This window comes from Nocardioides allogilvus (assembly GCF_003047285.1).
In the GTDB taxonomy this organism is placed as follows: domain Bacteria; phylum Actinomycetota; class Actinomycetes; order Propionibacteriales; family Nocardioidaceae; genus Nocardioides; species Nocardioides allogilvus.
On sequence record NZ_PZYX01000001.1, the window covers coordinates 601,550 to 621,342 of the forward strand.

The following is a 19,793-nucleotide window of genomic DNA, read 5'->3' on the forward strand; positions in this document are numbered from 1 at the left end:
CAAGCGTCATGCGTCCAATGTCAGGAACGGCTTAGAGTCATGCGAAATGCGTATGATCCTCAGCATGCAGATCCGCGACCTGGAATGGCTGCTCGCCGTGGCCGAGCAGGAGCACGTCACCGACACCGCCGCAATCCTCGGGATCACCCAGCCCACCTTGTCGCGCGCGCTGGCGAGGGTCGAGCACGAGCTCGGGGCCAGGCTGTTCGAACGCGCCGCCGACGGTGTGCACCTCACGCCGATCGGCCAGACCGTCGCGCGCGGCGCACGGGAGGTCGTCGCCCGGCACGACCAGCTCCTGGCGGACGTGCGCGGTGAGCTCGACCCGGAGTCGGGCGTCGCCCGGCTGGCCTTCCTCGACTCGATGGCGACCTCGCTGGTCCCGCAGCTCCTGCGTGAGTTCCACGCCGTCGCCCCGAGGGTGCGGGTGCTGCTGAGCCAGGAGCCCGCCCACGAGCTCGAGGCGGACCTCGCCCGCGGCGCCGTCGACCTCGCCATCACGTCGGTCCGCCCGGCCGGCCACGGCTGGCACCTGCTCCAGGAGGAGCGGCTGGTCGTCGCCGTACCCCCCACGCACCGGCTGGCCGGACGCTCGCGTCTCCGACTGGTCGACCTCGCGGGGGAGGACCTGGTCACGACCCCGCCGGGCTACGGCTTCCGCACGCTCGTCGACGGGCTGCTCCGGGAGGCGGGCGTGGCGCTCGAGGTGTCCTTCGAGAGCCAGGACCTCGCGACCATCGAGGGGCTCGTGGCGGCCGGGCTCGGGGTGGCGATCGTGCCCGAGGCGATCGTGGGGCAGTCCGGCACCCACGGTGTCCAGATCGTCGGGTCGCCAGGCGCACGTCGCGCGATCGGCCTCACCTGGCGCACCGACCGGCAGCTGCCGCCCGCCGCCGAGCGACTTCGGGAGTCGATCACTAGGCTCGCGCCATGAACCAGATCGAGTGGGACGACCACATCGCCGTCACCGACCGGGGCGACGGTGAGTTCGCCGCAGAGCTCCACGACGGCTGGGTCGTCGGCGCGGGCGTCAACGGCGGCTACCTCCTGGCCACCATCGGAAACGCCCTGAGCCGGGTGGCGCCCGGCAAGCCCGACCCGATCTCCGTCAGCGCCTACTACCTCTCCGCGTCGCGCCCCGGTCCGGCGACCGTGTCGACCCGGGTCGTGCGCGACGGTGGCAGCATCGCCACCCTCGCGGCCGAGCTGACGCAGGGAGGCGACGCTCGCATCACCGCGCTGGCGACGTACGGCGACCTCGACCGTGTCCCCGACGACATCCGCACCACCGCGAAGCCGCCGGTGATGGCCCCGCTCGAGGAGTGCGTGCCCAGCTCGATGGCACCGCCGGAGGTGCTCGCCAACGCCAAGCTGCTCGGGCGCTTCGACATGCGCTTCGACCCCTCGTGCATCGGGTGGGCCGTCGGCAAGCCGTCCGGCGACGGCGTGATCTCGGCCTGGTTCCGCCTCAACGGCGAGCGCGACCCGGACCCCATCGAGCTGCTGATGGTGCTCGACGCCCTGCCGCCGGTGACCTTCGACCTCGGCATGCCCGGCTGGGCGCCGACGCTCGAGCTGACCGCCCACGTGCGCGCGAAGCCCGCGCCGGGGTGGCTGCGCGTCACGCACCGCACCCGCAACATGGCGGGCGGGATGTTCGAGGAGGACTGCGAGGTGTGGGACTCCGCAGACCGCCTCGTCGCGCAGAGCCGGCAGCTCGCGCGTCAGCCGCGCCCCTGACCGCGGTCACCAGCCAGGCAGGTCACTCCCGGGAATGCCGAACGGGCGTGGCCCCCGAGGGAGCCACGCCCGTCCGGCGATCGTGCTGATCAGGTCACGGCGCGGAGACCGTCACGTAGGTCGGCGCCAGGGCCCCGTCGTACTCCAGGACACCGAGGTAGCGACCGGCCTCCAGGCCGGACCAGACGGCGTCGAACGACGTCGCCTCGCCCTGGGTGACCGCGACCGGGTCGGGCTCGGCGTGGAAGGTGCCGAGACCGGTGCCACCGACGACGTACTCGTCGTAGGTGGTCGCGATGCTGGTCTCGCCCGGGGCCGCGGCGTAGCCGTTGACGACGACGAGGTAGGACGCGGCGACCGGGTTGAGCAAGGTCACCGTCTCGTCCGCTGAACCTGTGGCCGACTGGCCCGCCAGTGCCACCGGCGTGCCGGCGGCGTTGAGGCGGTAGACGAACAGGTCGAGGTCGGCCGCGTCGTTGGCTGCGTCGGCCACGAAGCGGGCGGCCTTGGTGCCGCCCGGCACGACGACCGTGCGCTCGTAGTCCTCGCCGACGGCGGTGCTGCGCTCCACCGTCGTGGCCTTGGCCAGACCGGTCGGGCGGACGTCGAGCTCACCGGTGTAGCCGGCGGTGATGTCGACGGTGGCACGGCCGTCGGTTCCGGTGCCCGCCACCGTGGCGGGTGCCTTGACCGAGACGGGACGCAGTGCCACGGGCATCCGGACCGTGGTGGGACCGGTCAGGGTGACGAAGCCCGTCGCGAACTTGGCGAGCGGGGCGTCGGTGCGGGTGAAGGTGAAGGTGACCGCGACCTGCTCGCCGGCGGACCCGATGGTCACCGACGGCTTGTCCGTCGTGACCGAGAAGCCGGGCACGGTGGCCTCGACGCTCCACGTGCCGGCACGCAGACCGGTGAACGTGCGCGTGATGCTGGTGCTGGCGGCCACCTGGCCCTGGGCGATCGAGGGCACGTTGAGGGCGTTGGCCGCGATCGGCTCGACGCCGTCGATCGGGAAGCCCTGACCCTCGACGAAGCTCAGCCACTCGTCCTCGTTGGAGGTGACGACGAGACCCGGGTCGAAGAACCTGGTCGGGTCGACGTGGCCGGCGCCCTGGGCGAACGGGTCCTGGTGGGCGCTGCCGTCGGCCTTCTTGAGGTCGTATGAAGTCGTCATCATGGCCGATTTGACGGTCATCGGCGTCCACTGCGGGTTGACCCCGAAGATGAAGGCCGCGAGACCGGCGACGTGCGGGCTCGACATCGACGTGCCGGAGTAGAGGTCGAAGTCACGACCCTGTCCCGACGGCGGGGCGACCGCGGCCAGCACGCTGGCACCGGGAGCCGCGATGTCGGGCTTGATGACGTCGGAGTCGCTCGCCTTGGCGGGGCCACGCGAGGAGAAGCCGGCGATCTGCGGCACCACGGTCGGCGAGCCGCCGGTGGTGTCGCCCGACTCGAAGGAGGCGGTGGCGCCGGCGGTCGCGGCGTAGGCCTTGATCGCGGGGGCCGCCACGTGGTCGAGGTGGACTGTCGGTACGGCGTGGAAGTCGGCGTCGAGGCTGCCGGGCGTGATGTTGACGAGGATCATCCCCACACCGCCGGCCTGCTTGACCGCGGAGCTCTTGGCGACCCGGTCGTAGACGCCGCGGTCGCAGACGACGACCTTGCCCGTGACCTGGGCCGGGTCGAGGCTGCCGGGCGCGCACAGGCGGACCTCGTCGGCGGTGGCCGGGGCGAGACCGGCGGCGGTCGAGTTGACGAGCGGGGTGCTGGCCAACGGCGTGCCGTTGATCGAGGCGCCCTTGTGCTTCGCACCGTTGCCGAGCACAGCCGTGTTCTCGAACACGGCGTGGGTCGCCGCGGCGACCGTGGTGATCCACGGGCTGTTGTGCGCGACCGTGGAGGCCGTCGGCCCGCTGTTGCCGGCCGAGGCGGCGACGAAGACGCCCGCTGCCGCAGCACCCAGGAAGGCGAACTCGACCGCGTCGACGACCGTGGTGGTCGCGCCGGAGATCGAGTAGTTGATGACGTCGACGCCGTCGGTCACGGCGTCGTCGACGGCGGCAAGCGTCGAGGAGGTGTAGCAGCCACCGGTGTTGGGGTCGGTGTCGTTGAAGCACACCTTGTAGGCGGCGATCTTGGCCGCGGGAGCCATGCCGCTCACGGTGCCGAAGTCACGTCCCTCGACCGAGGCCGAGACGCCGAAGTTGCCGGCGGCGGTGCTGGCGGTGTGGCTGCCGTGGCCGTCGCCGTCACGGGTGGAGATGAACTCGTTGGCGTCGCGCTTGTCGACCGGGACGCTGGCAACGAACGCATCGGCGTAGTAGCGGGCACCGATCAGCTTCTGGTTGCAGTCGTTGACCTCCCAGTCCTCGCCGGTCTCGCACTCGCCGCGGAACTGGCTGCCGTCGGCCTTGTTCATGAAGGTCGTGCGGCCCGAGCGGTAGGGGGTGAACTGCCCCTCCGCCTTGCTCTTCAGCTTGGGACCGGCGAACGACGCCGACTCCGGCCAGATGCCGCTGTCGAGGATGCCGACGACGACGCCCTTCCCGGCGTTGGCCACGCCGCCCTGGGCGGCCCACTGGCCGCCCGTGCCGGTGCCCGACCGGGACTCGAGGCCGAGGAAGCGCGGGGTGTTCCAGGTGTCGAGCTCGAAGGCGGTGTCCTCGACCAGGGTCAGCACCTCGCGCTTGCCGGCGAGCTCCGCCGCCTGCTTCGCGGTGAGCTGTGCGGTGAAGGAGTTGGACGCGATCGTGGTCTGCGAGAACACGTCGGCCCCCACGGCGTCGGCGATCCGGCTCTGCTCGCGCTCGAGGAAGCGCGAGTACTGCGCGACCTTGTCGGTGCGGGCGTTGAACTTGTTGCCCGAGCGGGCCTGGGTGGCTGCGAGGCCGTCGATGCCGCCCTCGTAGCGGGTCGCGCCGGGCTGGCGGAGCATCACGATGTAGCGACCGGCGCCGAGCGCCTGCTCGGGGGCCGTGGTGGTCGTCGTGGCGCCCGGCTCGGCGGTGGCCGCCGTGGCGGCGGCGCTGGCCGTGACGCCTGCGACGAGCAGTCCGGCAGAGAGCAGGGCCACGGAGCGACTGCGCGCTCCCGGACCCCGAGAGATGACTGACAAAGGAGACTCCTTGATGGCGTGCCTGGATGGAGAACGCTGTTTCCTCGCGCGTCGCTGGGTGGTGATCGCGGAGGCTGCGCACAGACAACGTCACCGACGTGACACACGTCAAGCATTTCGACGTACGAACGTCAGACCTGTCGAGCCGTCGGTGGGCGTCAGTCGAAGGCCGACCGCTTCATCGACACGATCCACCGGCGTCGTGGGTGCTCGGTGAGCGACCACAGCCGGTCGGTCGACGGCCAGTAGGTCAGGTCCTCGGGGCCCATCGGCAGCGCGAACCGCTTCGGCTTCAGCTGCCCGGACAGGCCGGCATAGATCGTGCCGGGCATCCACGGGCCGTGCGAGACGCTCACGTGGTAGCGCCCGCCGGCGAGCACAGCACCCTGCATCTGCACGACGCCGCCCTCGTCCACCTCCAGCGGGCGGGAGAAGCCGTCGTCACCGGTCCGGAGCTGCCAGGTGTCCGCGTCGAGCTGGTAGCGCGCGAGCCGGTTGGGAGCGGTCCCGAGGTTGTACTCGCCCGCCAGCAGAGCCGGCGGGTCCGATCGCCGGTCGAGGGAGAGGAAGGAGTAGCGCAGCTTCTCGTGCCCGTCGTCGGTGAAGGCCTTGTAGGTGAAGCGGACCGGCAGCACGTAGCGATGCCCGTACGACGACACGCGCTCGCCGTCGAAGCCGAGCTCGTCCGGGTGGTCGTCGTCGCCGAGGACCCGCATGATGTCGTCGACCCGAGCGGTGACGAAGCCGCGGCGCGTGGCCGCGATGTGGAGGTAGCCGCCGGCCCAGACGACGCCGCCGGCGTGGATGTTCATCGGCCGCAGCTGGAGGGCGCCCTCCTGGTCGAAGACCGGGTTGACGAGCAGGACGTGGCGGTACTTCAGCGTCTCGAGGTCGATGAAGGTGACGCGCGAGCCGCGCTTCACGCCGTCCCGGCCGGTGGAGTACCACGTCGTCACGAGCACCTTGCGACCCGCGATGTCCTCGGTGTCCGAGGCGTCGGCGCTGGTGGAGATGCCCTGCGGGTACCAGAGCGGGTCCTTCCGGTCGTGGGCGTCCCACGTGTAGGCGTCGCTGACCGCGCGGCCCAGCAGACGGGCGGGGACCCGGCTGCGACGGGCCTGGTACTTCAGGTCGTCGAGCAGCCCGTCGAGCCCGGCCGGTTCGCCCAGGACCGCCGCCAGGGCGGCGATCTCGCGGACGTTCTCGTCGGTCCGCTGCAGGTGGACACCTTGGACAAGCATGACCACACCGTAATCTCGCTGCGTGACCCCACCGCTGCGCACTGCCGTCGTCGGTGCGGCGATCCTGCGTGACGGCACCGTCCTCGCCGCCCGCCGGACCGCGCCGGTCGAGGCCGCCGGCAGGTGGGAGTTCCCCGGCGGCAAGGTGGAGCCGGGGGAGTCGCCCGAGGACGCCCTCGTGCGCGAGATCGGCGAGGAGCTCGGCTGCCGGATCGAGCTGACCGGCTGGCTCCCGGGCACTGCCCTGATCGGTGCCACCCACGAGCTGCGGGTCGCCTGCGGCGTGCTCACCGACGGCGAGCCGACGCCGACCGAGCACGACCTGGTCCGCTGGGTCACCGCCGACGAGCTCAACGACGTCGACTGGCTCGACCCCGACCGTCCGTTCCTCACTGCCCTGCGGGAGAGGATGGGCACGTGAGAGCCATCTTCTTCGAGGAGGACGACGCGCGACAGGTCGTCCGTCGCCTGGTCGCCAACGGCTTCGAGGCGAGCGCCGAGCGTGAGCGACTGGCCGGCGAGGACGACGACGAGGGCCACCCCTGGGCGGTCGTCACCGACGCGCCCGACTTCATGGTCGAGGTGCTGGTCGAGGACTTCGACGGCTGGCTGGACCCCGAGACAGCGGCCCCGAGCGGCCCGCCGCTCGTGCTGCCGACGGCGCCGAAGCGGATCAAGAAGCCCCTTGACTGACGTCCGGGCGCGGCCGGTCAGTGCGGTCGGCGCCATGCCACTCGTCCCGGCGGCCGCGTTCGTGCTGGTCTGGTCCTCGGGCTACATCTCCGGTCCCTACGGGGTGCAGCACGTCGCGCCGTTCACCTTGCTGGCGCTGCGCTTCGGCGTGGCGGCGGTGCTCGCGCTGCTGCTGGCCCGCCTGCTGCGCGGACCGCTGCGGATCGATCGCCGGACCGCCGGGCGGGTCGCGCTGACCGGCGTCGTGATGAACGCGGTGCAGTTCGGCGCGATGTACCTCGCCTTCGACGCCGGGCTCGGCGCGACCCTGGCCTCGTTGCTGCACGCCCTCACGCCGGTCCTGACCGCGGTGCTGGCCGCGGTCTTCCTCCGGGAGGCGTTGTCGCGACGCCAGCTGCTCGGCCTCGTCATCGGGGTCGCCGGGGTGCTGATCGTGCTCGGCCCCGACATCGAGTCGGCCGGCGGTCCGTTGGGCATCGGGCTCGCGGTGTTCAGCGCGGTCACCCTCAGCCTGGGCACGCTCGGCCAGCGCTGGATCGGGCACGGTCCCGACCCCATCTGGTCGGCGGCGATCCAGTTCGCCGTGTCGGCCCCGCCGCTCGCCGTGCTCGCCCTGACCCTGGAGGGCACGCACGCCATCACGGACCCCGTCCGCGGGGGCGTCGCGGTCGCCTTCCTCGCGATCGTCAACTCGATCGTCGGCCTGCTCCTGCTCGGTGCGCTCGTACGGCGCGGGGGTGCCGGCGCAGGCTCCAGCCTGTTCTTCCTGTCGCCGCCCGTGACGGCGGTGCTGGCATGGCTGGTGCTCGGCGAGACCCTCGGCCCGCTCGAGCTCCTCGGGCTGGTGGTCGCGGTCGTCGGCGTCGCTCTCGGCACGCGCAGTGCCGCCCCTAGGCTGGTGTCATGACTGCCGACCTGCGCGCCCTCTTCGTGCACGCCCACCCGGACGACGAGACGATCAACAACGGCGCGACGATGGCGAAGTATGTCGCCGAGGGGCGCGGCGTCACGGTCGTGACCTGCACCGCCGGCGAGATGGGCGAGGTGCTCGTCCCCGACCTGGGCCACCTCGCCTTCGACAAGGAGGGGCGCCTCGGCGAGCGCCGCAAGCAGGAGATCGCGGCGGCGATGGCCCGGCTCGGCGTCACTGACCAGCGGTGGCTCGGCGGCTTCGGCCGCTTCCACGACTCGGGCATGGCCTGGCACGCGGACGGCCACGCCGTCGCGGGCGAGTTCGTCCCCGACAACGCCTTCTGGAACGCCGACCTCACCGACGCGGCCGACCAGCTCGTCGAGGTCATCCGCGACCTCCAGCCGCAGGTCCTGGTCACCTACGACCAGTTCGGGGGCTACGGCCACCCCGACCACATCCAGGCACACCGTGTCGCGATGTACGCCGCTGTGCTGGCCGCCGCACCGACGTACAAGCTGCAGCTGGGGACCCCGCACGACATCGCGAAGATCTACTGGTGCGCGATGAGCGAGTCCAAGATGCGCGCGAGCCTGCGGGCGCTGCGCGAGGCGGGCGACACGCAGAGCTTCGAGGGGATGGACCCCGACGGCGAGATGGGCCCGTTCGTGACGCCGGACGAGCTGATCTCGGCGTGCGTCGACGGCACCGACTTCGTGCACACGAAGATGGAGGCGCTCAAGCTGCACCGCACCCAGGTCGACCCGGACGGACCGTTCTTCTCCGGCGCCGAGTCGGGGCACGCGTTCTGGGGCGAGGAGTTCTACGTCCTGGCCAAGGGCGTGCGCGGGCCGGTCGCCGACAACGGCTTCGAGGCCGACCTCTTCGCGGGTCTCTGAGCCCACCGTGCTGCTGGTCCGGGCGCTGGCGGCGCTTGCGCTGCTCGGCGTCGGCCTCGCAGGGGGACTCGCCGCAGTCCTGGTGCACGCGTGGTGGTGGGGCCTGGTCCTCGGCCTGGCCGCGGGAGCGCTGACCACGCTCGCTCTGCCCGCCGGCGGGTGGCGTCTCGCGTTCGTCGTGGGCTGGTTCGGCGCGATCGTCTACGCCGTGCTGCCGCGGTCCGAGGGCGACTACCTCCTCCCCGGCAGCGCAGCCGGATATACGGTGCTGGGCGGCTCGTTCCTGCTCCTGCTCGTCGCCCTCGCGACGTCGCCACGACCCGGGACCGCGGCCCGGGGACGACAGCGCCGTGGGAACGACGATCCGGGCGTTTCGCCGGGGTGAACCTAGGATCGGACCGTGTCGATCCTTCCTCAAAGCGATGAGCTCACCGATGGCCCGGCCGCCGACAAGTCCGGCGGCCGTGTCGTCCTGTGGCTGCTGCTCGGCCTCGGACTGCTGATCGGCGGCGCCTACGTCGCGGCCCACTACGCCGCTGCCGACAAGGTCGCGCGCGGCACCACGGTCTCCGGTGTCAGCATCGGTGGACACCCGCAGGCCGAGGCCGCCGAGCGGTTGCAGGCCGGCCTGGCCGAGCGGGTCTCCGGCCCGATCGAGGTCACCATCGAGGGCAAGCCGGTCAGCATCGACCCGGCCGCTGCCGGCATCTCCGTGGACTACGACGCCTCCGTGGCCGAGGCAGGCGGCGAGCGCAGCTGGGACCCGGTCCGGCTGTGGAACTACTTCACCGGCGGCGAGGACTTCGAGGCCGAGGTGACCGTCGACGAGGCCGCCTTCGCCCAGACGGTGGCCGGCCTGGACGAGCAGCACGGCACCGCCCCGCGCGAGGGCGCGCTCGGCTTCGACGGCGCGTCGATCACGACGGTCAAGCCGCGCGTCGGGCAGGCGCTCGACCCCGTCTCCACTCGCGACACCCTCGTGTCGGCCTACCTCAGCGAGGAGGCCGACAAGCCCGCACTCGAGCTGGCGCAGGCCGAGCCGACCATCGACGAGGCCGACCTCGCCGAGGCCCGCCAGGCCTTCGCCAACCGTGCCGTGTCGGGCTCGGTGACGCTGAGCTTCGACCAGGCGACCATCAAGATCTTCCCCGAGGACTACACCACCGCGCTGAGCCTGAAGCCGGTCGACGGCAAGCTCGTGCCCCAGCTCGACACCGCCAAGCTGGCCGAGGTCGTCGCCGCCAACGTGGTCGCCGACGGCGCCCCGGTCGATGCCACCGTCGCGCTCGTGGGCGGCGTCCCCCAGGTGATCCCGGCCAAGCCGGGCGTCACCTACGACCAGCAGCAGATCGACGCCGGCTTCCTCGCCCTCGTCGCCGCGCCCGACGGTGAACGGACGCTGAGCGTCGACGCCAAGGTCGCCAAGCCCGAGTTCACGACGAAGGACGCCCGTGCGCTGGGCATCAAGGAACGCGTCTCGACCTTCACGACCTACTACCCGTACGCCGAGTACCGCAACATCAACATCGGGCGGGCCGCCGAGCTGGTCGACGGCACGGTGCTCAAGCCGGGCGAGACCTTCAGCCTCAACGACACGGTCGGCGAGCGGACCGTCGCCAACGGCTTCACCGAGGGCTACATCATCCAGGACGGCATCCTCGTGACCGACCTCGGCGGCGGCGTCTCGCAGATGGCGACCACGACCTTCAACGCGATGTTCTTCGCCGGCCTCGAGGACGTCGAGCACAAGCCGCACTCGTTCTACATCGACCGCTACCCGATCGGTCGCGAGGCCACCGTCGCCTGGGGCGCGATCGACCTGAAGTTCCGCAACGACACCCCCTACGGCGTGCTGGTCAGCGCCAACGTCACCCCGTCGACGCCGTCGACGAGCGGCGTCGTGACGGTCTCGATGTACTCCACGAAGCACTGGAACATCACCACCTCGGAGTCCGAGCGCTACAACATCACCAAGGCGAAGGAGCGCAAGGTCGACACCAAGAAGTGCCACGCCAACGAGGGCTACGGCGGCTTCGACATCGACGTCATGCGCTACTTCGAGCCGGTCGGTGCGAACAACGAGACCCGCTCACCCGAGACGTTCCACACGACCTACACGCCCTCCGACACGGTCATCTGCACCCACCCGAACGCCGAGGACAACGTCAGCTGATCCCGGACCGCTGGTTGAGCAGGCGCGCCAGCGCCGTGTCGAAACCGAGGTCCTCGGTTTCGACACGCTCGGCCGCGGGCGGCCTCGCTGCTCAACCAGCGGGACATGGCCGCTGGTTGAGCAGGCGCGCCAGCGCCGTGTCGAAACCGAGGATCGCTACGGCGTCAGGCGGTGCAGGTCGCGCGGGAACAGCGTGACCTCACGGACGTTCGCTGCCTCGACCAGCCGGGCCACCCAGCGCTCGAGCCCGATGGCGAAGCCGCCGTGCGGCGGCATGCCGTGCTCGAACGCCTGGAGGTACGCCGCGTAGTCGGCCGGGTCCTCGCCGCGGGCGCGGATCGCTGCGTCGTAGTCGCTGGGCCGGTGCAGCCGCTGCCCGCCGGTGACCAGCTCGAGCCCGCGGAAGAGCAGGTCGAAGCTGTTCGACCCCTCCGCAGACCCCGGTGGTCGAGGAGGGGCGCCAGCGCCGTCACGAGACCAAGGGTGCGTGTAGAACGGCCGCTTCCGCATCGGGTAGCCCTCGACGGCGAGGAAGTCCGAGCCGTGCTCGGCCAGGGCCCAGGCGCCGAGCGCGCGCTCGTGCTCGGGCGCCAGGTCGGGCTCGTCAGCAGGCGCGCCGACCAGGGCCAGCGCGTCCGCGAAGTGGATCACCGGGATCTCGTCGGGCACGACCGCGACCGCAGCGAGGGTGCGCTGCACCGCCCCGCCGGCGAGCTCGTGCACGGCGGACACCATGCCCGCGAGCACCTCGCGCAGCACCGCGAGCACGTCGCGGTGGTCGCGGATGAAGCCGAGCTCGACGTCGAGCGAGCGGTATTCCGCGAGATGGCGGACCGTGTCGTGCGGCTCGGCCCGGAACACCGGGCCGACCTCGTAGACCCGCTCGAAGACCCCGACCAGCTGCTGCTTGTAGAACTGCGGGCTCTGGGCGAGATAGGCCGGTCGCCCGAAGTAGTCCACGGCGAACACGTTGGCGCCCGACTCGGTGGCCGACTCGACGAACTTCGGCGTCGCGATCTCGGTGAACCCCAGCTCGTCGAGCGTGGCCCGGAAGCCGCGCAGCGAGGCCGCGGCGATCTCCCACTTCGCGCGCTGCGCGGGGTGGCGCCACAGCACCGGTGCGTTGTCGAGCAGCGTCGGCAGCGACACGTCGAGCGCGGGTCGCCACAGCTCGGCAGGCGGTGTCGCGGCGGGTTCGGTGAGCGCCTCGATGGTGGCGTCGGTGACCTCGACGCCACCCGGTGCCTGCGGGTTGGCGGTCGCCGTACCCACCACCCGGACGGTCGTCTCCTCCGGCGGCACCGCGGTGCCGGCGGGCAGCACGACCTGGGCCAGGCCGCTGCGGTCGCGCACGACGAGGAAGGTGACGCGGGCGAGCTCGCGACGGCGATGCACCCAGCCCTCGAGGGTGACGGTGGAACCGGGCTCGGCCGTGGGCAGCGATGAACAGAGCGATCTCATGAGTACCTCCAGTTGGCGTGGCCCTGGAGGTGTGGGCGGGGGCAAGGTCGCGGTGCCACCACACCTTCGCCGGGTGAGATCCACCCGGCCTCTCGTCGATGACGCCGGACGCGCGGAAGACCCCTCAAGCGGGGGTTGTCAGTCCCCGGGGTCGTCGGTTCCCATGGTGGGGTCAGGCATGCCCGCGAGGCAAGTCGGTTGTCGGCCAATCCGGATGTCCCCGCGGCGTCGAACTGCAGGCGGCAGGACTCCCTGTCACCCGACGTCATCAGGAGAATCCAGATGAAGAACAGGTCCATGAACACCGTCGCGGTCGCGATCGCAGCCGCGGCGGGCATCGGCATCGGCACGGTTCTGGCGCCCCTTGCCGCCCAGGCAGGGCACACCAACGCGCTCCTGGAAGGTGACCTCGACGGTCGCCAGGAGGTCGCCCCCGACGGCTCGCGCGCCATCGCCGGCGACCCGAACGGTCGCGGCAGCGTCTACGTCTTCGGCATCGACGGCGACCCCACCACGCTCTGCTACGTCCTCGAGGTCTCCAAGATCGCCGAGCTCGAGCTCGCCCCCGGCGCTCCCCGCGCGGCGCACATCCACGAGGGAGCGGCGGGCGCCAACGGTCCCGTCGAGGTCACCCTCGCCTGGCCGCAGGACGGCCAGGCCGCCGACTGCCTCACCGAGGGCGAGGCCGGCAAGGGCCTCGACCCGGGCGAGGTGCAGGAGATCCTCGCCAACCCGTCGTCGTTCTACGTCAACGTCCACAACGGCGAGTTCCCCGGCGGCGCCGTCCGAGGCCAGCTCGAGGGCGCGCACTGACCCGTTCCTTGGACCTGAGTCTCGAGAGGACTCAGGTCCAAGGACGCAGGGCGCTCTCCGGGCGTGGTCAGCCCACGAACGTGCGCCGGTAGTGCGACGGCGTCATCGAGACGACGCCGGAGAACAGTCGACGGAAGCTGCTGGTGTCCTCGTAGCCCACGCTCCGGGCGATCTCGGCCACGCTCAGGTTGGTGGTCTCGAGCAGGTGCCTGGCTCGTGCGACACGGGCGCCCTGCAGGAAGTCCAGGGGCGTCTGGCCGGTCTCGGCGCGGAACCGTCTCAACAGGGTGCGTGTGCTCGTGTGGTGCGCAAGCGCCAGCGCCGTCAGGTCGTAGGGCTGGTCCAGGTGGTCGAGGAGGTGGCGCCGTACACCGGTGGAGAAGGCCTGCCTGACCCGCTGTCGAAGGGTGTCGTCGACGAACGGCGACTGTGACGAGCGGCCGAGCCGGGTGAGGGTGATGTTCGAGGTGGTCCGGGCGATCGACTCGCCGGCGTGCACCCGGACCAGGTGCATCGCCAGGTCCAGCGATGCGCTGAAGGCACCGGTCGTCGTGATCGGGCCGTCCTCGACGAGCAGGGCCCGGGGATCGATCGACGACGACGGATGACGCCGGGCGAGCTCGTCGGCGAAGAGCCAGGCAGTGGTCGCGCGCCGGCCGTCCAGCAGTCCCGCCGCGCCGAGGAGGAACGCGCCGCCGCAGATGCTCGCGGTGGGGATGCCCCGGGCGGCCGACCGGCGCAGGAGGGCGACCTCGGCGGACAGCTTCGGCAGTCGCCGTTCGATGTCCTGCTCCGGGCTCAGGTCGAAGCCCGGGACCACGAGCAGGTCGATGGTGTGGTCGATCCGGCGGGCCCTGACCTCGACACCGTTGGCGGCGCACACCACGCCCGGACGAGCGGCGTGGATGGTCGGTCGGAAGGGTGCGGGATGCCCCGTGAAGGCCGCGACCCTGTTGGCGACCGCCAGCACGTCGACGAGCCCGAGGGCCTCGGAGGCGAGGCAGTCGTCGTAGAGCAGGACCCCCACCTTGGTCACCGTCTGCACCATGTGGCGAAAATAGCCCGCAACGTGGCAATCGCGCCACTCCCCGTCGGCTTCTCCGTCGCCGAGCATGGGAGGGCCAGCATCGGCTGGTCGAAACCAAGGAGATCCAGATGCGCGTGACGATCCTGCTCATTGACGGCTTCACCGCCCTCGACGCGGTCGGTGGCTATGAGGTGCTGGCCAACGTGCCGGGAGTCGAGGTCGAGTTCGTCTCGCACGCACCCGGTGTGGTCGCGGCGGACACTCGTCGCCTCGGGATGCTGGCCCATCGAGGGCTGGACGACGTGACCTCGACCGACGTCCTCTACGTCCCGGGTGGTCCGGGGGTGGTGGCCGGGATCGCGGACGCGAGGCTGCTCGGCTGGATCGCCCGGGTCCAGGCGACCGCGACCTGGACGCTCGGTGTCTGCAACGGCGTCGCGCTCCTGGCAGCGGCCGGCGTGCTCGACGGGGTCAGCGTCACGACGAACTGGGGCTGGCGCGACCGGGTGGCGTCCTACGGCGTCGAGGTCGTCCCCGAGCGGGTCCACCGCGACGGGTCGATCGTGACCGGCGCGGGCGTCTCCGCCAGCATCGACGCAGGCCTCTTCCTGGCCGCGCTCATCGCGGGCGAGGACGTGGCGCGCCTGGTGCAGCTCGGCATCGAGTACTTCCCGGCACCGCCCGACTTCGCCCGGGCGACGCTCGACGACGTGCCTGCGGCGGAGCAGGAGCTGCTGCTCGCCTTCGAGGAGGGGCCGTTGATGGACCGGCTCGCCTCAGCCCGGCTCCCGGTCGTGCGCGTCGGCGCCTGACCTCCACGCGGCAGCCTCAACCGGACAGATAGCGGTTGGTGTGGTGGGTGACGAACCCAAGTCGTTCGTACGTCGCCAGGCCGGCGTGGTTGTCGGTCTCGACGTGCAACCACGCGGTGGTCGCGCCCTGGGACGCGCCCCAGTCGAGGAGCTCGGCCAGGACCCGGGTGCCGAGGCCCTGACGTCGGTGGGAGGGGTCGACCTCGAGGTCGTGCAGGCCCAGCCAGTCGCCGTCGAGGACCGCCTCGCCGCGTGCGACGACCGGCTGGTCGCCGTACTCGACGACGCAGGTGGCCCCGGATTCCGTCAGGCGCGCGTCGTCGCGTCCGCGCCCGGCGGCTCGCAGGGCGCGGGACACGGGCGCGAGCTGGCAGTGTGCGTCGCCGTCGCCGAGCGGTGTGAACCCGAACGGAGCGAGGGCTGCCTCGAGGGGTGAGTCCGCCCGGACCTGGATCAGCGGGTCCTGGCCGAGGGCGTCGTAGAACGAGCGGACGCGGTCGACGGCGTCGGCCAGGGGGAGGTCCGGATCGGCCATCGCCAGGGCCGAGTTGCCCCGGCGCCGCAGTCGACCACCCAGGGGCGGGGACGCGCGCAGCAGCCAGGTGCCGAGCGGCTCGGCGGTCATGGTGGGCCACAGCGACGCGACGTGCAGCTCCACGTCGTGCGCGGAGACGCGGTGGCGCACCGACGCCCGCGGCGGCACCGGCTTGCCCGACACGATGTCGGCGATGGCGATGGTGACGGGCCCGCGGAGCGAGTCGATCGACGTGACGCCGTCGCCCCACGCCGTACACACCCCGAGCACGTCGGTGGCGCGGCCGTCGGGCAGGAGGTGGCGCACCACGACCCGCTGGCCGACGACGTGGGGACCGAGGCCGTGGTGACCGACGGGACTGCCCACGGTGTGGGGTTCCGGCGCATCGCTCATGCCGAGATACTAAGGTTGGCCGCGTCCCACCCCGTGCCCCCTCAGGAGGATCCGGTGACCTACGTCATCGCCCAGCCGTGCGTCGACCTCAAGGACCGCGCGTGTGTCGACGAGTGCCCCGTCGACTGCATCTACGAGGGCAAGCGCATGCTCTACATCCACCCCGATGAGTGCGTCGACTGCGGTGCCTGCGAACCGGTCTGCCCGGTCGAGGCGATCTTCTACGAGGACGACACCCCGGAGGAGTGGAAGGAGTACTACACGGCCAACGTGAACTTCTTCGACGACCTCGGCTCGCCGGGTGGCGCCGCCAAGATGGGTGAGATCGACAAGGACCACCCCTTCATCGCCGCGCTTCCTCCCCAAGAGCACGACGAGTGAGCGGTCGGGTCTCGACCCGGCTCCCGGACTTTCCCTGGGACAAGCTGACGTCCTACGCCGCGACCGCGCGCGCACACCCTGACGGCATCGTCGACCTCTCGATCGGCACGCCGGTCGACCCGACGCCCGCCGTCGCGCAGGACGCCCTGTGCGCGGCTGCCGACTCGCCGGGCTACCCGACCACCATCGGGCTGCCCGAGACCCGGCAGGCGGCCATCGACTGGCTGTCGCGGCGCTTCGGCGTGACCGGGCTCGGCCTCGACGGTGTCCTGCCGGTGATCGGTTCCAAGGAGCTGATCGGCTCGATGGCCGTGCACCTCGGCATCGGCGTTGGCGACCTGATCGGCTACCCCGAGCTGGCCTACCCGACCTACGAGGTCGGCGCCGCCCTCGCCGGCGCGCGCTCGCTGGCGACCGACTCGCTGACGGCCTTCGGCCCCGAGACCCCCAAGCTCCTCTGGCTCAACTCTCCATCCAACCCGACCGGTCGCGTGCTGCCGGTCGAGCACCTCCGCAAGGTCGTCGACTGGTGCCGCGAACGCGGCACGATCCTGGTCTCCGACGAGTGCTACCTCGAGTGCGCCTGGGACTTGCAGCCGATCAGCGTGCTCCACCCCGACGTCTGCGGCGACTCCCACGAGGGCATCCTCAGCGTCCACTCGCTCTCCAAGCGGTCCAACCTCGCGGGCTACCGCTGTGCGTTCGTCGCAGGCGACCCTGTCCTCGTCGGCGAGCTCCTCGCCGTACGCAAGAACCTCGGTCTGCAGATGCCCGGTCCCCAGCAGCGGGCCATGGTCGCGGCGCTCGAGGACGACACCCACGTCGTCGAGCAGCACGCGGTGTACGCCGCCCGGCGGGCCAAGCTCAAGGAAGCCCTGCTGCACGCCGGCTTCACCATCGATCACTCCGAGGCATCGCTCTACCTCTGGTCGAGCCGCGGCGAGGACTGCTGGACCACCGTCGCGGCCCTCGCCGAGCTCGGCATCCTGGTCGCGCCCGGCGCGTTCTACGGCGCTGCCGGCTCGCAGCACGTGCGGATCGCGTTCACGGCGACCGACGAGCGCATCGACGCCGCGGTCGCGCGCCTCGCCGGACGCTGATCACCTCAGGAGATCGTCGCCAGGCGCTCCTTCATGTGGTCGATCACGGCCAGGTGCTCGTCCTGCGGGCTGAAGAGGATCACCTCTGCGTCCTCCTCGACCCGCACGCTGTGCCCGGGCGGCCAGTGGAACAGCTCGTGGCCGACGACGTGCTCGGTCTCGCCGGTGTCGAAGCTGACCGCCAGCGCGCCGGAGAGCAGGAAGCCCCAGTGCGGGGACTGGCAGAGGTCTCCTTCGAGGCCCACGAGCAGGGGAGCGATGTCGGTCCCGGCGGCCAGGCTGAGGTATTCGGCGCCGAGCGTCGCGCTCGCCTCCCCGAAGTCGGACAGCTGGCGGACGGTGGCTCCGGGGACGGCCATCCGGACGGGGATCTCGTGCTTGGGAAGGTGCATGGCGGGTTTCCTCTCGGTTTGTCGGTTCATCACCCCTCAGGCGTGACAGCCGGTGTCACAATGCGACAGTGGCCGACCTGGCAGGTGCGCGTGCAGCGCTCGACCGGGGTGACTGGGCAGGCGCCCTGACCCTGCTACCGGTCGCCGCACCCGGTGCCGCCCTCGTGGCCGAGGAGTGGGAGGCCAGGGCCCGAGCGGCGTACGGCGCTGGGGAGTTCGAGCACGCGATGTCGGCCTGGGAGGCGCTCCACGCCCTGCAACGCCAGCAGGGTGATGACGACGCCGCGGGGTTCACCGCCGCGACGGTGGCCCTCCACCTGTTGGTGGACAGCGGTCTGATGGCCGCCGTCCGGGGGTGGGTCTCGCGCGCGGAGGCGCTCGTCGGCGCCCGGCCCGACGGTCCCGCCCACGCACTGTTGGCGATGGTGCGGACCTATGAGCGGTTCCTCTCCGGCGACCCCGAAGGGGCACGGATCCATGCCGCGCAGGCAGTCGACCTGGGCAGCCGGCTGGGAGTCCTGCCGGCGCTCGTGCTCGGCCAGGTGGCCACGGCTCGGCTGATGCTCCACGACGGTGACCTCGAGGCGGGGTTGGCCCAGCTCGACGAGGTGGCGCTGCGCCTGACCTCGGGAGAGGTCGACCCGTTCACGACGGGAATGATGTATTGCGAGCTGGTGTGCGCTGCCCAGAACCTCGGCCTCCACGACCGCGCCCGGGACTGGACGCAGATGATGGAGCAGTGGCGCCACGGCCGGGCGTTCGGCGGCATCCACGGTCGGTGCCGGGTCCACCGGGCCGAGCTCCTGCGGATCTCGGGGCCGGTGTCGATGGCGGAGGACGAAGCCCTGGCCGCCTGCGCCGAGCTGCGTCCGTGGATGCGCCGCGAGCTGGGCTGGCCCCTGGTCGAGCTGGGCATCATCCGGCTGCGACGCGGTGACCTGGAGGGCGCCGAGGAGGCGTTCCTCGAGGCCCATGACCATGCCTGGTCCCCGCAGCCCTGGCTGGCGCTGCTCCGCCTTGAGCAGGGAGACCTGGCCACCGCCGGCGCCATGGTCGACGAGGCCGTGGCCAACCCACCTGACCTGCCGTGGAAGGAGCGTCCGCCCTTCGGTGACCTCCGGATGGTCCCGCTGCTGGAGGCGCAGGCCGAGATCGCCGCGGCGTCCGGGGACCTACCGGGTCTGCAGAGCGCCGTCGCGGGCCTGGCGCAGGTGGCGGTGCGCGTGGGGTCGGGGACCGTGCCCGCGGCTGCCGCGACGGCTGCCGCTCGGCTGGCGCTGGTCCTCGGAGATGCGGCGGGCGCCGTACGCCACGCGAGCGCCGGCGTCGTCGCGTGGAGCGAGGCCGGTGCGCCGCACGAGCGTGCCGTTGCGCGCGTCCTGCTGGGGCAGGCGCACGAGCTGGCGGGCCAACCACACCTGGCGCGGCTGGAGTGGCAGGCGGCGCATCGTGACTTCGTGGCCTTCGGTGCCGAGCGGAGGGCCGCGCACGTCGCGGGGATGTTCACCGATGACCAGCCGAGGCGCGAGGGCGCGGCCGGTCCCGCGCGCGAGCTGCCTGCGCGGGCCACCATGCGGCGGACCGGCAGGGTGTGGCGCGTGACCCACGGCGGCCGTGAGGTGGTGCTGGCCGACCTGGTGGGGCTGGGCCATCTCGCGCGGATGCTGGCCGAGCCGGGGCGCGAGTTCCACGTCCTCGACCTGTGCGGGGCGCAGCACAGCGACCAGGGGCTGCCGGTCCTCGACGACGAGGCCCGTGACGCCTATCGGCGCCGGCTGGCCGAGGTCGAGGACGACATCGCCGAGGCGGAGGACGACCTCGACGACGTCCGCCGCGCGCATGCGGAGCAGGACCGGGACTACCTCGTTGCCGAGCTGGGGCGAGCACTCGGCCTGGGCGGTCGCGACCGGACCACCCACGGCACGTCGGAACGCGCCCGGACCAGCGTGACCCGGTCGCTGAGATATGCGCTGGCCAGGATCAGCGAGCAGGACGCCGAGCTGGGCGCACACCTGGGCCGGTGCGTCCGGACGGGTCTCTACTGCAGCTACCAGGCGGACCCGATGGCACGTCTGGTCTGGGAGGTCGAGACAGCCCCGTGAGCG

Annotated in this window: 19 protein-coding genes; 13 read left to right on the forward strand and 6 right to left on the reverse strand. The window is 71.8% G+C overall.

Annotation, left to right across the window (positions count from 1 at the left end; all coding sequences use genetic code 11):
* Positions 1-64 precede the first annotated feature (64 nt).
* Positions 65-934 (forward strand): LysR family transcriptional regulator, encoded by an 870-nt coding sequence (locus C9J87_RS02960; RefSeq protein ID WP_107704744.1) that lies wholly within the window; start codon positions 65-67, stop codon positions 932-934.
* On the forward strand, positions 931-1,740 hold the full coding sequence (locus tag C9J87_RS02965; protein ID WP_010831855.1) for an acyl-CoA thioesterase: 810 nt from the start codon (positions 931-933) through the stop codon (positions 1,738-1,740). The genes C9J87_RS02960 and C9J87_RS02965 overlap by 4 nt, the downstream gene beginning before the upstream one ends.
* 94 nt (positions 1,741-1,834) lie before the next feature.
* Here the strand turns inward: C9J87_RS02965 and C9J87_RS02970 are convergent, their stop codons facing one another.
* The gene (locus C9J87_RS02970) at positions 1,835-4,816 is read right to left on the reverse strand and encodes a S8 family serine peptidase (RefSeq protein ID WP_107704672.1); all 2,982 of its coding nucleotides are present in this window, start codon (positions 4,814-4,816) and stop codon (positions 1,835-1,837) included.
* A 200-nt stretch (positions 4,817-5,016) separates the two neighbouring features.
* The gene (locus C9J87_RS02975; protein WP_157953102.1) at positions 5,017-6,099 is read right to left on the reverse strand and encodes a hypothetical protein; all 1,083 of its coding nucleotides are present in this window, start codon (positions 6,097-6,099) and stop codon (positions 5,017-5,019) included.
* 22 nt (positions 6,100-6,121) lie between these two features.
* Here C9J87_RS02975 and C9J87_RS02980 point away from each other — a divergent pair, with 22 nt between their 5' ends.
* From C9J87_RS02980 to C9J87_RS03005, 6 genes are read left to right on the forward strand one after another with little or no spacing between them, the layout of a single operon-like run.
* On the forward strand, positions 6,122-6,520 hold the full coding sequence (locus C9J87_RS02980) for a (deoxy)nucleoside triphosphate pyrophosphohydrolase (RefSeq protein WP_107704674.1): 399 nt from the start codon (positions 6,122-6,124) through the stop codon (positions 6,518-6,520).
* A complete protein-coding gene (locus C9J87_RS02985) occupies positions 6,517-6,792 on the forward strand; it encodes a hypothetical protein (protein ID WP_010831859.1) in 276 nt (91 codons plus the stop codon). Before C9J87_RS02980 ends, C9J87_RS02985 begins: the two co-directional genes overlap by 4 nt.
* Complete coding sequence (locus C9J87_RS02990) at positions 6,785-7,699, forward strand: DMT family transporter (protein ID WP_156887141.1); 915 nt, start codon at positions 6,785-6,787, stop codon at positions 7,697-7,699. Before C9J87_RS02985 ends, C9J87_RS02990 begins: the two co-directional genes overlap by 8 nt.
* On the forward strand, positions 7,696-8,601 hold the full coding sequence (gene mshB / locus C9J87_RS02995) for an N-acetyl-1-D-myo-inositol-2-amino-2-deoxy-alpha-D-glucopyranoside deacetylase (protein ID WP_107704675.1): 906 nt from the start codon (positions 7,696-7,698) through the stop codon (positions 8,599-8,601). Before C9J87_RS02990 ends, mshB begins: the two co-directional genes overlap by 4 nt.
* A gap of 7 nt (positions 8,602-8,608) precedes the next feature.
* Positions 8,609-8,986, forward strand: coding sequence for a hypothetical protein (locus tag C9J87_RS03000; RefSeq protein ID WP_107704676.1), 378 nt, complete (start codon positions 8,609-8,611; stop codon positions 8,984-8,986).
* Positions 8,987-9,001: 15 nt separating this feature from the next.
* Complete coding sequence (locus C9J87_RS03005; protein ID WP_107704677.1) at positions 9,002-10,774, forward strand: VanW family protein; 1,773 nt, start codon at positions 9,002-9,004, stop codon at positions 10,772-10,774.
* A 156-nt stretch (positions 10,775-10,930) separates the two neighbouring features.
* Here the strand turns inward: C9J87_RS03005 and aspS are convergent, their stop codons facing one another.
* A complete protein-coding gene (gene aspS / locus C9J87_RS03010; RefSeq protein ID WP_107704678.1) occupies positions 10,931-12,235 on the reverse strand; it encodes an aspartate--tRNA(Asn) ligase in 1,305 nt (434 codons plus the stop codon).
* Between the two features lie 282 nt (positions 12,236-12,517).
* On the opposite strand from aspS, the gene C9J87_RS03015 reads away from it, so the two are divergent.
* The gene (locus C9J87_RS03015; RefSeq protein ID WP_010831865.1) at positions 12,518-13,048 is read left to right on the forward strand and encodes a CHRD domain-containing protein; all 531 of its coding nucleotides are present in this window, start codon (positions 12,518-12,520) and stop codon (positions 13,046-13,048) included.
* Positions 13,049-13,115: 67 nt separating this feature from the next.
* On the opposite strand, the gene C9J87_RS03020 is transcribed toward C9J87_RS03015, so the two are convergent.
* Positions 13,116-14,096 (reverse strand): GlxA family transcriptional regulator, encoded by a 981-nt coding sequence (locus C9J87_RS03020; protein WP_010831866.1) that lies wholly within the window; start codon positions 14,094-14,096, stop codon positions 13,116-13,118.
* Positions 14,097-14,203: 107 nt separating this feature from the next.
* Between C9J87_RS03020 and C9J87_RS03025 the strand changes: the two genes are divergently transcribed.
* The gene (locus tag C9J87_RS03025) at positions 14,204-14,887 is read left to right on the forward strand and encodes a DJ-1/PfpI family protein (RefSeq protein ID WP_010831867.1); all 684 of its coding nucleotides are present in this window, start codon (positions 14,204-14,206) and stop codon (positions 14,885-14,887) included.
* Positions 14,888-14,903: 16 nt separating this feature from the next.
* On the opposite strand, the gene C9J87_RS03030 is transcribed toward C9J87_RS03025, so the two are convergent.
* The gene (locus C9J87_RS03030; protein WP_010831868.1) at positions 14,904-15,815 is read right to left on the reverse strand and encodes a GNAT family N-acetyltransferase; all 912 of its coding nucleotides are present in this window, start codon (positions 15,813-15,815) and stop codon (positions 14,904-14,906) included.
* Positions 15,816-15,869: 54 nt separating this feature from the next.
* Between C9J87_RS03030 and fdxA the strand changes: the two genes are divergently transcribed.
* Both fdxA and dapC read left to right on the forward strand, forming a co-directional pair.
* Positions 15,870-16,196, forward strand: coding sequence for a ferredoxin (gene fdxA, locus C9J87_RS03035; RefSeq protein ID WP_010831869.1), 327 nt, complete (start codon positions 15,870-15,872; stop codon positions 16,194-16,196).
* Positions 16,193-17,296 (forward strand): succinyldiaminopimelate transaminase, encoded by a 1,104-nt coding sequence (gene dapC, locus C9J87_RS03040; RefSeq protein ID WP_107704679.1) that lies wholly within the window; start codon positions 16,193-16,195, stop codon positions 17,294-17,296. Before fdxA ends, dapC begins: the two co-directional genes overlap by 4 nt.
* Positions 17,297-17,301: 5 nt before the next feature.
* Here the strand turns inward: dapC and C9J87_RS03045 are convergent, their stop codons facing one another.
* The gene (locus C9J87_RS03045) at positions 17,302-17,688 is read right to left on the reverse strand and encodes a cupin domain-containing protein (protein ID WP_107704680.1); all 387 of its coding nucleotides are present in this window, start codon (positions 17,686-17,688) and stop codon (positions 17,302-17,304) included.
* Positions 17,689-17,756: 68 nt separating this feature from the next.
* Between C9J87_RS03045 and C9J87_RS03050 the strand changes: the two genes are divergently transcribed.
* Positions 17,757-19,790, forward strand: coding sequence for a hypothetical protein (locus C9J87_RS03050; RefSeq protein ID WP_107704681.1), 2,034 nt, complete (start codon positions 17,757-17,759; stop codon positions 19,788-19,790).
* Positions 19,791-19,793 lie beyond the last annotated feature (3 nt).

What these genes read in the sequence shown, in the direction of transcription:
- aspS (WP_107704678.1), bottom strand. Translation starts at nt 12,235, where the DNA reads ATGAGATCGCTCTGTTCATCGCTGCCCACGGCCGAGCCCGGTTCCACC.
- mshB (WP_107704675.1), top strand. Translation starts at nt 7,696, where the DNA reads ATGACTGCCGACCTGCGCGCCCTCTTCGTGCACGCCCACCCGGACGAC.
- C9J87_RS02975 (WP_157953102.1), bottom strand. Translation starts at nt 6,099, where the DNA reads ATGCTTGTCCAAGGTGTCCACCTGCAGCGGACCGACGAGAACGTCCGC.
- C9J87_RS03025 (WP_010831867.1), top strand. Translation starts at nt 14,204, where the DNA reads ATGCGCGTGACGATCCTGCTCATTGACGGCTTCACCGCCCTCGACGCG.
- C9J87_RS03030 (WP_010831868.1), bottom strand. Translation starts at nt 15,815, where the DNA reads ATGAGCGATGCGCCGGAACCCCACACCGTGGGCAGTCCCGTCGGTCAC.
- C9J87_RS03020 (WP_010831866.1), bottom strand. Translation starts at nt 14,096, where the DNA reads ATGGTGCAGACGGTGACCAAGGTGGGGGTCCTGCTCTACGACGACTGC.
- C9J87_RS02960 (WP_107704744.1), top strand. Translation starts at nt 65, where the DNA reads ATGCAGATCCGCGACCTGGAATGGCTGCTCGCCGTGGCCGAGCAGGAG.
- C9J87_RS03015 (WP_010831865.1), top strand. Translation starts at nt 12,518, where the DNA reads ATGAAGAACAGGTCCATGAACACCGTCGCGGTCGCGATCGCAGCCGCG.
- C9J87_RS03045 (WP_107704680.1), bottom strand. Translation starts at nt 17,688, where the DNA reads ATGCACCTTCCCAAGCACGAGATCCCCGTCCGGATGGCCGTCCCCGGA.
- C9J87_RS02965 (WP_010831855.1), top strand. Translation starts at nt 931, where the DNA reads ATGAACCAGATCGAGTGGGACGACCACATCGCCGTCACCGACCGGGGC.